The 13,083-nt window shown below is 51.9% G+C and carries 13 protein-coding genes and 1 tRNA gene; all 14 read left to right on the forward strand.

What is annotated here, in order from left to right:
* The first annotated feature begins 115 nt into the window (after positions 1-115).
* The 14 genes from sucC (at position 116) to NA986_RS12845 (ending at position 13,082) form a co-directional block, all read left to right on the forward strand.
* Positions 116-1,282, forward strand: coding sequence for an ADP-forming succinate--CoA ligase subunit beta (gene sucC, locus NA986_RS12780; RefSeq protein WP_001048590.1), 1,167 nt, complete (start codon positions 116-118; stop codon positions 1,280-1,282).
* Positions 1,282-2,151, forward strand: coding sequence for a succinate--CoA ligase subunit alpha (gene sucD, locus NA986_RS12785; RefSeq protein ID WP_000114631.1), 870 nt, complete (start codon positions 1,282-1,284; stop codon positions 2,149-2,151). Before sucC ends, sucD begins: the two co-directional genes overlap by 1 nt.
* Before the next feature lie 1,582 nt (positions 2,152-3,733).
* The gene (cydA, locus tag NA986_RS12790; protein WP_000884369.1) at positions 3,734-5,302 is read left to right on the forward strand and encodes a cytochrome ubiquinol oxidase subunit I; all 1,569 of its coding nucleotides are present in this window, start codon (positions 3,734-3,736) and stop codon (positions 5,300-5,302) included.
* 15 nt (positions 5,303-5,317) lie between these two features.
* Positions 5,318-6,457 carry a cytochrome d ubiquinol oxidase subunit II gene (gene cydB, locus NA986_RS12795; RefSeq protein WP_023215760.1) on the forward strand — a complete coding sequence of 380 codons (1,140 nt, stop codon included), beginning with the start codon at positions 5,318-5,320 and terminating at the stop codon, positions 6,455-6,457.
* Positions 6,458-6,471: 14 nt separating this feature from the next.
* Positions 6,472-6,585 carry a cytochrome bd-I oxidase subunit CydX gene (gene cydX, locus NA986_RS12800; RefSeq protein WP_000270278.1) on the forward strand — a complete coding sequence of 38 codons (114 nt, stop codon included), beginning with the start codon at positions 6,472-6,474 and terminating at the stop codon, positions 6,583-6,585.
* A gap of 211 nt (positions 6,586-6,796) precedes the next feature.
* Entirely contained in the window at positions 6,797-7,078 is a 282-nt protein-coding gene (ybgE, locus tag NA986_RS12805) for a cyd operon protein YbgE (protein WP_000875305.1), read from the forward strand.
* A gap of 228 nt (positions 7,079-7,306) precedes the next feature.
* Positions 7,307-7,711: a tol-pal system-associated acyl-CoA thioesterase gene (ybgC, locus tag NA986_RS12810; protein ID WP_001046240.1), complete on the forward strand. Its 405-nt coding sequence runs from the start codon at positions 7,307-7,309 to the stop codon at positions 7,709-7,711.
* Positions 7,708-8,400 carry a Tol-Pal system protein TolQ gene (gene tolQ / locus NA986_RS12815; RefSeq protein ID WP_000131318.1) on the forward strand — a complete coding sequence of 231 codons (693 nt, stop codon included), beginning with the start codon at positions 7,708-7,710 and terminating at the stop codon, positions 8,398-8,400. Before ybgC ends, tolQ begins: the two co-directional genes overlap by 4 nt.
* Before the next feature lie 3 nt (positions 8,401-8,403).
* Positions 8,404-8,832 (forward strand): colicin uptake protein TolR, encoded by a 429-nt coding sequence (gene tolR, locus NA986_RS12820; RefSeq protein WP_000124676.1) that lies wholly within the window; start codon positions 8,404-8,406, stop codon positions 8,830-8,832.
* A gap of 64 nt (positions 8,833-8,896) precedes the next feature.
* Positions 8,897-10,069, forward strand: a complete 1,173-nt coding sequence (tolA, locus tag NA986_RS12825; protein ID WP_000030570.1) for a cell envelope integrity protein TolA — start codon at positions 8,897-8,899, stop codon at positions 10,067-10,069.
* A 123-nt stretch (positions 10,070-10,192) separates the two neighbouring features.
* On the forward strand, positions 10,193-11,485 hold the full coding sequence (gene tolB / locus NA986_RS12830) for a Tol-Pal system beta propeller repeat protein TolB (RefSeq protein ID WP_001562341.1): 1,293 nt from the start codon (positions 10,193-10,195) through the stop codon (positions 11,483-11,485).
* Positions 11,486-11,519: 34 nt separating this feature from the next.
* Entirely contained in the window at positions 11,520-12,044 is a 525-nt protein-coding gene (pal, locus tag NA986_RS12835; protein ID WP_001176623.1) for a peptidoglycan-associated lipoprotein Pal, read from the forward strand.
* Between the two features lie 9 nt (positions 12,045-12,053).
* Entirely contained in the window at positions 12,054-12,842 is a 789-nt protein-coding gene (gene cpoB / locus NA986_RS12840; protein WP_023215758.1) for a cell division protein CpoB, read from the forward strand.
* A 164-nt stretch (positions 12,843-13,006) separates the two neighbouring features.
* Positions 13,007-13,082: transfer RNA gene (locus NA986_RS12845), tRNA-Lys, on the forward strand.
* Position 13,083: the final 1 nt, after the last annotated feature.

Raw genomic sequence — 13,083 nt, forward strand, 5'->3', positions numbered from 1 at the left:
TAGGCCGGATAAGGCGTTCACGCCGCCATCCGGCGATGGTGTAATGCCTGATGGCGCGCAGCTTTCAGGCCTACAGGTCTAAAGATAACGATTACCTGAAGGATGGACAGAACACATGAACTTACATGAATATCAGGCAAAACAACTTTTTGCCCGCTATGGCTTACCGGCGCCGGTGGGTTATGCCTGTACTACTCCGCGTGAAGCCGAAGAAGCCGCGTCTAAAATCGGTGCCGGCCCGTGGGTAGTGAAATGTCAGGTTCACGCTGGCGGCCGCGGCAAAGCGGGCGGTGTGAAGGTAGTAAAAAGCAAAGAAGAGATTCGCGCCTTCGCGGAAAACTGGCTGGGCAAACGTCTGGTGACCTATCAAACAGACGCTAATGGCCAACCGGTAAACCAGATTCTGGTTGAAGCGGCGACCGACATCGGCAAAGAACTGTACCTCGGCGCGGTGGTTGACCGTAGTTCTCGTCGCGTGGTCTTTATGGCGTCTACCGAAGGTGGCGTAGAGATCGAAAAAGTTGCGGAGGAAACCCCGCATCTGATCCATAAAGTCGCGCTCGATCCGCTGACCGGCCCGATGCCGTATCAGGGACGGGAACTGGCGTTCAAATTGGGTCTGGAAGGTAAACTGGTGCAGCAGTTCACCAAAATCTTTATGGGCCTGGCAACCATTTTCCTTGAGCGCGACCTGGCGCTAATCGAAATTAATCCGCTGGTGATCACTAAGCAGGGCGATCTGATTTGCCTCGACGGCAAGCTGGGCGCTGACGGCAACGCGCTGTTCCGCCAGCCGGATCTGCGTGAAATGCGTGACCAGTCTCAGGAAGACCCGCGTGAAGCGCAGGCGGCGCAGTGGGAACTGAACTACGTCGCGCTGGACGGCAACATTGGTTGCATGGTGAACGGCGCGGGCCTGGCGATGGGCACCATGGACATCGTTAAGCTGCATGGCGGCGAACCGGCTAACTTCCTTGACGTAGGCGGCGGCGCAACCAAAGAGCGCGTCACCGAAGCGTTTAAAATTATCCTCTCGGATGACAACGTGAAAGCGGTTCTGGTTAACATCTTCGGCGGTATCGTCCGTTGTGACCTGATTGCCGACGGTATCATCGGCGCGGTGGAAGAAGTGGGCGTTAACGTTCCGGTGGTGGTGCGTCTGGAAGGCAACAACGCCGAACTCGGCGCGAAGAAACTGGCTGACAGTGGCCTGAATATTATTGCAGCGAAAAGTCTGACGGATGCAGCTCAGCAGGTTGTTGCCGCAGTGGAGGGGAAATAATGTCCGTTTTAATTAATAAAGATACCAAGGTTATCTGCCAGGGCTTCACCGGTAGCCAGGGGACTTTCCACTCCGAACAGGCGATTGCTTACGGTACGCAAATGGTCGGCGGCGTAACGCCGGGCAAAGGCGGCACCACGCATCTGGGTCTGCCGGTGTTCAACACCGTGCGCGAAGCGGTAGAAGCTACCGGTGCGACCGCATCCGTTATCTACGTCCCGGCGCCGTTCTGCAAAGACTCCATTCTGGAAGCGATCGACGCAGGCATCAAACTGATTATCACCATCACCGAAGGTATTCCGACGCTGGATATGCTGACCGTGAAAGTGAAGCTGGACGAAGCGGGCGTACGCATGATCGGCCCGAACTGCCCAGGTGTGATCACCCCGGGCGAATGCAAAATCGGCATCATGCCGGGTCACATTCATAAGCCGGGTAAAGTGGGTATCGTTTCCCGTTCCGGCACGCTGACCTATGAAGCGGTTAAGCAGACCACCGACTACGGTTTCGGCCAGTCCACCTGCGTGGGTATCGGCGGCGACCCGATTCCGGGCTCTAACTTCATCGACATTCTGAAATTGTTCCAGGAAGATCCGCAGACTGAAGCGATCGTGATGATCGGCGAGATCGGCGGTAGCGCAGAAGAAGAAGCGGCGGCTTATATTAAAGACCACGTGACCAAGCCGGTTGTTGGCTATATCGCGGGTGTTACCGCGCCGAAAGGCAAGCGTATGGGCCACGCGGGCGCCATCATTGCCGGTGGTAAAGGCACTGCGGATGAAAAATTCGCCGCGCTGGAAGCCGCGGGCGTGAAAACCGTTCGCAGCCTGGCCGATATCGGCGAAGCGCTGAAAGCAATTATAAAATAAAACTCGCTGTTCCTGCGGGAACAGATAAATGTCCGTTTTCGACATGGTTGGCCACCTTTACGGTGGCCTTTTTTATGGCTTTATTGTTTGTGGCAAAGTACGGGTGAAGCATCCGGGATATAAAATTATTGGCTTTGTAAATATTGAACTATAGGAAAATAATGCCTCATTAAAAAAACATGGTGGAGTCTAAAAATAATTGATAATAACCGTCTGGCAGCGGCAGTAAATTTACTCAGATTGCTGGTTAACTCTTTTTCAGCAAATACAGATGCTGTCTTAGTGAAAGACCTGCCGACCTCACTGGAGACGGATTATGCGCTTTCCGCCATGAAAAAAACGCATTGCAGCATTACACTATGTTGACGCTAACCTCTATAGTAAATTGATGCTTGACTCTGTGGCCGCGCATGTTTGCCTGAGCGCGAACTACACGTCTCCTCAGATGTATCGCGCTTACACAGACTGCTTGTTTAATGGCAGAATAAAACAGCTATTTTAATCATAAGGGTACCGGCATTATTTTCCTGAAGTATTAAAGATATCGTTTAATAAATTATGTGAACTTTTGCTGGTTAAAAGAGGTTAAGTTTAAAAATTATTAAGAACTTATTGACACTATTCGTTCGTGATTAATCATGTTTAAAGGGTATTTATAGCTGCGAATAAACAGAATTATCACTATGAGTGACGTAGATATTGAGGGTAAATCTGTGAAGGTGATAACAGAATCTTCACTATAATAATTATAGAGAGGCAAATACGGTGTTATTGAAATAAAGAAAAATTAGCGAATAAAATGTTTGTTTCTGGCTATCTGGAAAGCTTATTAGCGATAATTAAGGCGATAACCTGGCAAGATGATCCTGGCCGTTAGTCGTCGGGAAAGGGAAGTTGGGGCAGGGTAATCCCGGTGGGATGATGGCGCGTGTGCAATGAGATAGTTTCTTTGCGGTGTTAATTATAAGTAAAATAAAAATAGACTAAATGTATAAAATAATAAGTGTTGATAACCTACAGAAAAAATCTGTGAGCTATTTAGCAATAATTGAACATCAATGTGGAATGTTTTTTACGGGATGCGGGGCAGTAAAAAACGCACAAAATGTTTAGCCTTACCGAATAAGCCTCTTTTTACAGGGAGTTTGAAATTACTCTTTGCAAAAACAAAAAGTTAACAAAAAATTCACCATGCATTCAATGAATAAACATTATTAACATTAACTTCAAAAATTGATTTTAATCAATATTTAAATGTTGGAAAAGAGCATCAAAACTGGTTAAATTGTCCGTGATCAAATTCCCTGAAAAGCGATAGATTAGCCATAAATTGATCGCTGTCGAAAAAAGCAAATCTGACCCACTAAAAACCTGTTTATTGTAAGGGTTTTACGGCGTAATATATTTGCGGGATCAATTTGGGTTTTTTATTAACATGTTTGTAACTTTTCATCATTACTGTTTCCTTCCCGAGGGGATAGTACGATGGAAGGCCGCAAATAAATTTGTATTGGGGCATGCGTGTGACCCTTTCTAACGGGGTTCACTCTCGGAGTCTTCATGCGATGAGCAAGGAGTCATGATGTTAGATATAGTCGAACTGTCGCGCTTACAGTTTGCCTTGACCGCGATGTACCACTTCCTGTTTGTGCCGCTAACGCTCGGTATGGCGTTCCTGCTGGCCATTATGGAAACGGTATACGTCCTTTCCGGCAAACAGATTTATAAAGATATGACCAAGTTCTGGGGCAAGTTGTTTGGTATCAACTTTGCTCTGGGTGTGGCTACCGGTTTGACCATGGAGTTCCAGTTCGGGACAAACTGGTCGTACTACTCCCACTATGTTGGGGACATCTTCGGTGCGCCGCTGGCCATCGAAGGTTTGATGGCCTTCTTCCTCGAATCCACCTTTGTAGGTCTGTTCTTCTTCGGCTGGGATCGTCTGAGTAAAGTTCAGCATATGTGCGTCACCTGGCTGGTGGCTCTGGGGTCCAACCTCTCCGCGTTGTGGATTCTGGTAGCGAACGGCTGGATGCAAAACCCAATCGCTGCGGATTTCAATTTCGAAACCATGCGTATGGAAATGGTGAGCTTCTCTGAACTGGTACTGAACCCGGTAGCACAGGTGAAATTTGTTCACACTGTGGCGTCCGGCTATGTCACCGGCGCGATGTTCATCCTCGGTATCAGCGCTTACTACATGCTGAAAGGTCGTGACTTCGCCTTTGCTAAACGCTCCTTTGCTATTGCTGCCAGCTTCGGTATGGCTGCCGTACTGTCCGTTATCGTACTCGGTGACGAATCCGGTTACGAAATGGGCGACGTGCAGAAAACCAAGCTCGCTGCGATTGAAGCAGAATGGGAAACGCAACCTGCTCCGGCCTCCTTTACCCTGTTCGGCATTCCTGACCAGGACAAACAGGAAAACCATCTGGCGATTCAGATCCCTTATGCGCTCGGCATTATCGCTACGCGTTCCGTGGACACGCCGGTTATTGGTCTGAAAGATCTCATGGTTCAGCATGAAGAGCGTATCCGTAACGGGATGAAAGCCTATGAACTGCTGGAGCAGCTGCGCGCCGGTTCTACCGACCAGGCCGTTCGCGACCAGTTTAACAGCATGAAGAAAGATCTCGGTTACGGCCTGCTGCTGAAACGCTATACGCCTAATGTGACTGACGCGACCGAAGCGCAGATCCAGCAAGCGACGAAAGATTCCATTCCTCGCGTTGCGCCGCTGTACTTCGCTTTCCGTATCATGGTGGCGTGCGGCTTCCTGCTGCTGGCGATCATCGCACTTTCCTTCTGGAGCGTGATTCGTAACCGCATCGGTGAGAAAAAATGGCTGTTGCGCGCGGCGCTGTACGGTATTCCACTGCCGTGGATTGCGGTTGAAGCAGGTTGGTTCGTCGCCGAATATGGTCGTCAGCCGTGGGCGATCGGCGAAGTGTTGCCGACAGCCGTGGCGAACTCATCGCTGACCGTGGGCGATCTGCTGTTCTCCATGTTCCTGATTTGCGGCCTGTATACCCTGTTCCTGGTGGCAGAATTGTTCCTGATGTTCAAATTTGCACGCCTTGGCCCAAGCAGCCTGAAAACCGGTCGCTATCACTTTGAGCAGTCCACCGTGACTTCTCAGCCGGCACGCTAAGACAGGAGTCGTCAAATGATCGATTATGAAGTACTACGTTTTATCTGGTGGCTGCTGGTTGGCATTTTGCTAATTGGTTTCGCCGTCACCGATGGATTCGACATGGGGGTGGGGATGCTCACCCGTTTCCTCGGTCGTAACGACACCGAACGTCGAGTTATGATTAACTCTATCGCTCCACACTGGGACGGTAACCAGGTGTGGTTGATCACCGCGGGCGGTGCGTTGTTTGCTGCCTGGCCGATGGTTTACGCTGCGGCGTTCTCCGGTTTCTATGTGGCGATGATCCTGGTGCTGGCGTCGTTGTTCTTCCGTCCGGTCGGTTTTGATTACCGTTCCAAGATTGAAGACCCGCGCTGGCGCAACATGTGGGACTGGGGCGTGTTCATCGGTAGCTTTGTGCCGCCGCTGGTAATTGGCGTGGCCTTTGGCAACCTGTTGCAGGGCGTACCGTTCCACGTGGATGAGTATCTGCGTCTGTACTACACCGGTAACTTCTTCCAGTTGCTGAACCCGTTTGGTCTGCTGGCGGGTATCGTAAGCGTAGGGATGATCATCACGCAGGGGGCGACTTACCTGCAAATGCGCACCGTTGGCGAACTGCACCTGCGCGCGCGCGCCACCTCGCAGATTGCGGCGCTGGTGACATTAGTGTGCTTTGCGCTGGCGGGCGTTTGGGTAATGTATGGTATTGATGGTTATGTCGTGACATCCGCGATTGATCATCATGCCGCCTCTAACCCGCTGACTAAAGAAGTGGCGCGTGAAGCTGGCGCCTGGCTGGTGAACTTTAATAATGCTCCGATCCTGTGGTTGGTTCCGGCTCTGGGCGTGGTTCTGCCGCTGCTGACTATCCTGACTTCCCGTATGGAGAAAGGCGCGTGGGCATTCCTGTTCTCTTCGCTGACCCTGGCCTGCATTATTCTGACGGCGGGTATCGCTATGTTCCCATTTGTGATGCCGTCCAGCACGATGATGAATGCCAGCCTGACCATGTGGGATGCGACATCCAGCCAGATGACGCTGAACCTGATGACCTGGGTTGCGGCGGTGTTCGTACCGATCATTCTGATCTACACCAGCTGGTGTTACTGGAAAATGTTCGGTCGTATCACTAAAGAACATATTGAAAGCAACACCCACTCTCTGTACTAAGTAAGGAGCTTAAAATGTGGTATTTCGCATGGATTCTGGGAACGCTTCTTGCCTGTGCATTCGGGATCATTACCGCCCTGGCGCTTGAGCACGTTGAAGCGGGTAAAACCGGTCAAGAAGAAAGCTAATGATTCATATTGTCGCTATGCAATATACAAAATCATTTAAGTTGCATCGCGGCGGCAAGGCTGCGAATCCCCAGGAGCTTACATCAGTAAGTGACTGGGGTAACAAATCTGTCAGGAACAGATTTGAACGCTGCTTGCAGCGGCCCTGTAAGGGGGAGGCCCAGGGATGGGCCGACTAACAGCCGCAGCCAACAAAGAGGCAGCTTAGAGGATGAAGTATATTTATGCGGTAATGGACAAGCGCCCCTTAAGGGCGCTTTCCTTCGTGATGGCGATAGTGCTGGCAGGATGTATGTTCTGGGACCCGTCACGGTTTGCCGCCAGGACCAGCACGCTTGAAATCTGGCACGGATTATTGCTGATGTGGGCGGTTTGCGCAGGCATAATCCACGGCGTGGGTTTTCGCCCTGAATCCGTACACTGGCAAGGGATTTTTTGTCCGCTCCTTGCGGATATCGTCCTTATCGTCGGCCTGATTTTCTTCTTCTTGTGAATAAGAAACCTCCTTAAAAATATAGGGGCTTGCATAAGCCCATATATTTTTACTCTCCCTTAACTTCCCCCCATTCCCAAGCCTCATTCCCACGCGTATAGTAGCAACGTTTAAAAGCTCTACTTTTGTTGCATTACCGGGATGTAAAGTGAATACAAGGCGATATACAACGGCATTCTTGAGGCATTACGGCGGCAAGCGGATGACGCCAACAAAGAGGCTGCAGGGATGAATAAGTATATGTTTCGATGGCCAATTCGAGTTTATTACGAAGACACGGACGCCGGCGGTGTGGTTTATCACGCCAGCTATGTCGCTTTTTATGAAAGAGCGCGCACGGAGATGCTGCGTCACCATCACTTCAGCCAACAGGTGCTGCTGGCGGAGCGGGTCGCCTTTGTGGTGCGCAAGATGACGCTGGAATACTATGCGCCTGCGCGGCTCGACGATATGCTTGAAGTTCAAACAGAAATTACGTCAATGCGTGGCACCGCTTTGGTTTTCACGCAACGCATTGTCAACGCAGAGAACACGCTGCTAAATGAAGCAGAGGTTCTGATTGTTTGCGTTGATCCACTCAAAATGAAGCCTCGTGCGCTTCCTAAGTCTATTGTCGCGGAGTTTAAGCAGTGACTGACATGAATATCCTTGATTTGTTCCTGAAGGCAAGCCTTCTGGTTAAACTTATCATGTTGATTTTGATTGGTTTTTCAATAGCATCCTGGGCCATCATTATCCAGCGAACGCGTATCCTGAACGCCGCTGCGCGTGAGGCGGAAGCGTTTGAAGATAAATTCTGGTCCGGAATCGAACTATCGCGTCTGTACCAGGAAAGCCAGGGGAGACGCGATAGTCTGTCGGGCTCGGAGCAAATCTTTTATAGCGGGTTCAAAGAGTTTGTCCGGCTCCATCGCGCCAACAGCCATGCGCCGGAGGCAGTGGTAGAGGGGGCGTCGCGTGCGATGCGCATCTCCATGAACCGAGAGCTGGAAACGCTGGAAACGCATATCCCGTTTCTTGGCACGGTAGGCTCAATCAGTCCTTATATCGGTCTGTTTGGCACCGTATGGGGGATTATGCATGCGTTTATCGCCCTGGGCGCGGTGAAACAGGCGACTCTGCAAATGGTTGCGCCGGGTATTGCCGAAGCATTGATTGCCACGGCGATTGGTCTGTTTGCCGCCATCCCTGCGGTTATGGCTTACAACCGACTGAATCAGCGCGTGAACAAGCTGGAACTGAATTACGACAACTTTATGGAAGAGTTCACCGCGATTCTGCACCGCCAGGCGTTTACCGTAAGCGAAAGCAACAAGGGGTAAGCCATGGCCAGAACGCGTGGACGAGGTCGTCGCGAACTTAAGTCCGAAATCAATATTGTACCGCTGCTCGACGTACTGTTGGTGCTGCTGCTGATCTTTATGGCAACCGCGCCGATCATTACCCAGAGCGTGGAAGTCGACTTGCCGGAGGCGAATCAGTCGCAGGCGGTCAGTAGTAACGACGATCCACCGGTCATTATTGAGGTTTCCGGAGTAGGGCAATACAGCGTAGTGGTTGATAAAGATCGAATGGATCAACTGCCGTCTGAACAGGTGATCGCAGAAGTAAAGCGTCATCTGCAGGCTAATCCGAAAACAGTCTTTTTAATCGGCGGCGCGAAAGAGGTGCCGTACGATGAAATAATTAAAGCGCTGAACTTGTTACACAGCGCGGGCGTAAAATCGGTTGGCTTAATGACGCAGCCAATCTGAAGTCTGCGTCCCGTTGGCTTGAAAGACGGCGAGTAACAGGCGAACAGTTTTTTGGGAACCGAGAGTGTCAAAGGCAACCGAACAAAACGACAAGCTCAAACGGGCGATAATTATTTCAGCCGTGCTGCATATCATCTTATTTGCAGTGCTGATCTGGAGTTCGTTTGATGAGCATATAGAGGCTTCTGCCGGCGGCGGCGGCGGTTCCGCTATCGACGCGGTGATGGTCGATCCTGGCGCCGTTGTGCAGCAGTACAACCGTCAGCAGGATCAACAGGCCAGCGCCAGACGCGCGGAAGAAGAGCGTAAAAAGCTGCAACAGCAGCAAGCAGAGGAGCTGCAGCAGAAGCAGGCTGCCGAACAGGAGCGGTTGAAACAACTTGAGAAAGAACGTTTAGCGGCTCAGGAGCAGCAAAAGCAGGCTGAAGAAGCGGCAAAACTGGCGCAACAGCAGCAGCAACAGGCCGAAGAAGCGGCGAAAGCGGCGGCGGACGCGAAGAAAAAAGCGGAGGCCGAAGCGGCGAAAGCGGCGGCGGACGCGAAGAAGAAAGCGGAAGCCGAAGCGGCGAAAGCGGCGGCGGACGCGAAGAAGAAAGCGGAAGCCGAAGCGGCGAAAGCGGCGGCAGACGCGAAGAAGAAAGCAGAGGCCGAAGCGGCGAAAGCGGCAGCGGAGGCGAAGAAGAAAGCGGAAGCCGAAGCGGCGAAAGCAGCGGCGGAGGCGAAGAAGAAAGCGGATGCCGAGGCGGCGAAAGCAGCGGCGAAGAAGAAAGCGGATGCCGAAGCGGCGAAAGCGGCGGCGGACGCTAAGAAGAAAGCGGCTGCCGAAAAAGCGGCCGCCGCAGAAGGCGTCGACGATCTGCTTGGCGATCTCAGCTCGGGTAAGAATGCGCCGAAAACCGGCGGTGGCGCGAAAGGGAATGGCCAGCCATCGAAAGATAGCGGTACATCGGGCGCTAACGGTGGGGCGACAGGCGCTGATATCAGCGCCTACGCGAAACAGATTCAGGTCGCGATTCAGAGCCGTCTGTATGATGCGAGCCTGTATCAGGGCAAACAATGTGTCTTGCATATTAGCCTGGCGCCGGATGGCTCATTAAAAAGCATTACGTCTGAGGGCGGCGATCCAGCGCTTTGTCAGGCGGCGTTAATGGCGGCAAAAACCGCGAAAATTCCTAAACCGCCAAGCCAGGCTGTTTATGAGAAAATAAAGGATGCCAAACTAGACTTTAAACTGTAGATACTTTTCTTTATGGAAGTTAGAGCAGTTGAGTTGTTACTGGTCCTGGTGGTTTTGTGTATTTGAGTTTGTTAACATTCTGCTAAATTATCGTGGGTCGCAGGCCCAGGTATGGGAGATATGATGAAGCAGGCATTACGAGTAGCATTTGGTTTTCTGATGCTGTGGGCGGCGGTGCTGCACGCAGAAGTCCGTATCGAGATCACCCAGGGGGTGGACTCGGCGCGACCGATTGGCGTTGTGCCTTTTAAATGGGCCGGACCGGGCGCTGCGCCTGAAGATATCGGTGGCATCGTGGCGGCAGATTTACGCAATAGCGGTAAATTTAATCCATTAGACCGGTCCCGACTGCCGCAGCAGCCAGCCACCGCTCAGGAAGTTCAGCCTACCGCATGGTCTGCGCTGGGTATTGATGCCGTCGTCGTTGGGCAGGTAACGCCGAATCCGGACGGTTCCTACAATGTTGCTTATCAGCTGGTTGACACTGGCGGCGCGCCGGGGACTGTACTGGCGCAAAACTCTTATAAAGTGAACAAGCAGTGGCTGCGTTATGCAGGTCATACCGCCAGTGACGAAGTCTTTGAAAAACTGACGGGCATTAAGGGCGCGTTCCGTACTCGTATCGCCTATGTGGTACAGACTAACGGCGGTCAGTTCCCGTATGAACTGCGTGTCTCGGATTACGATGGCTACAATCAGTTCGTAGTGCACCGTTCTCCGCAGCCGTTGATGTCTCCGGCGTGGTCTCCGGACGGCTCAAAACTGGCTTACGTGACATTTGAAAGCGGTCGCTCCGCGCTGGTTATCCAGACGCTGGCAAACGGCGCAGTGCGTCAGGTTGCGTCCTTCCCGCGTCACAACGGCGCGCCGGCCTTCTCGCCGGATGGGACGAAACTGGCGTTCGCGTTATCGAAAACCGGAAGTCTGAACCTGTACGTCATGGATCTCGCCTCCGGCCAGATTCGTCAGATAACGGACGGGCGTAGCAACAATACGGAGCCGACCTGGTTCCCGGACAGCCAGACTCTGGCCTTTACCTCTGACCAGGCTGGACGTCCGCAAGTGTATAAAATGAACATTAACGGCGGTGCGGCGCAGCGTATTACCTGGGAAGGTTCGCAAAACCAGGATGCGGATGTCAGCAGCGACGGTAAATTTATGGTAATGGTAAGCTCAAATAACGGGCAGCAGCACATTGCCAAACAAGATCTGGTGACGGGGGGCGTACAGGTTCTGTCGTCAACGTTCCTGGATGAAACGCCAAGTCTGGCACCTAACGGCACGATGGTAATCTACAGCTCTTCTCAGGGGATGGGATCTGTGCTGAATTTGGTTTCTACAGATGGGCGTTTCAAAGCGCGTCTTCCGGCAACTGATGGTCAGGTGAAATCGCCTGCCTGGTCGCCGTATCTGTGATAATAATTAATTGATTACTAAAGGAATTAAAGAAATGCAACTGAACAAAGTGCTGAAGGGCCTGATGATTGCCCTGCCTGTTATGGCAATCGCGGCATGTTCTTCCAACAAGAACGCCAGCAATGACGGTAGCGAAGGCGGTATGCTGAACGGCGCCGGCACGGGTATGGATTCGAACGGTAGCGGTAATATGTCGTCTGAAGAGCAAGCGCGTCTGCAGATGCAGCAGCTGCAGCAGAACAACATCGTTTACTTCGATCTCGACAAGTACGATATCCGTTCTGACTTCGCGGCAATGCTGGATGCGCACGCTAACTTCCTGCGTAGCAACCCGTCTTACAAAGTCACCGTAGAAGGTCACGCGGACGAACGCGGTACTCCGGAGTACAACATCTCCCTGGGCGAACGTCGTGCTAACGCTGTTAAAATGTACCTGCAGGGTAAAGGCGTTTCCGCTGACCAGATCTCCATCGTTTCTTACGGTAAAGAAAAACCTGCCGTACTGGGCCACGACGAAGCGGCTTACGCTAAGAACCGTCGCGCTGTACTGGTTTACTAAGAGAATTGCATGAGCAGTAACTTCAGACATCACCTGTTGAGTCTGTCGTTACTGGTTGGCATAGCGGCCCCCTGGGCCGCTTTTGCTCAGGCGCCAATCAGTAGTGTCGGCTCAGGCTCGGTCGAAGACCGCGTCACTCAACTTGAGCGTATCTCTAACGCTCACAGCCAGCTTTTAACCCAACTTCAGCAGCAGCTCTCCGATAATCAGTCCGATATCGATTCTTTGCGCGGCCAAATCCAGGAAAATCAGTATCAACTGAATCAGGTGATGGAGCGCCAGAAGCAAATTATGCTGCAGCTGGGGAGCTTAAATAATGGCGGCGCAGCGCAGCCAGCAGCTGGCGACCAGAGCGGGGCGGCAACCGCTGCGACCCCCGCTCCGAATGCCGGTACGGCAACCTCAGGGGCGCCGGTACAAAGTGGCGATGCGAATACCGATTACAATGCGGCAATTGCGCTGGTGCAGGATAAGTCTCGCCAGGATGACGCGATTGTGGCGTTTCAGAACTTCATCAAGAAATACCCTGATTCTACTTATCAGCCGAACGCCAATTACTGGCTGGGCCAGTTGAATTACAACAAGGGTAAAAAAGATGATGCCGCCTATTATTTCGCCTCGGTAGTAAAAAACTATCCTAAGTCGCCGAAGGCTGCGGACGCGATGTACAAAGTTGGCGTTATCATGCAGGACAAAGGTGATACGGCAAAAGCGAAAGCGGTTTATCAGCAGGTGATTAACAAATATCCTGGCACTGATGGCGCGAAACAGGCGCAAAAGCGTCTTAACGCGATGTAATGCGTACCATGCGACCAGAAAACGCCTTTTTTCTGGTCGCGTCGTGCGATTCCTAAGCAGTTGAGCCCTCTGCGTCGAAATTTTTGTTGCGCTCAAATCTGAAATCAGTAATATATGCCGCCGTTGCCACGGGATATTAAACAACTCGAAAGCAACGTAAAAGTGGGTCGTTAGCTCAGTTGGTAGAGCAGTTGACTTTTAATCAATTGGTCGCAGGTTCGAATCCTGCACGACCCACCAA

This window comes from Salmonella sp. NW177 (assembly GCF_051811585.1).
GTDB classification, from domain to species: Bacteria; Pseudomonadota; Gammaproteobacteria; order Enterobacterales; family Enterobacteriaceae; genus Salmonella; species Salmonella enterica.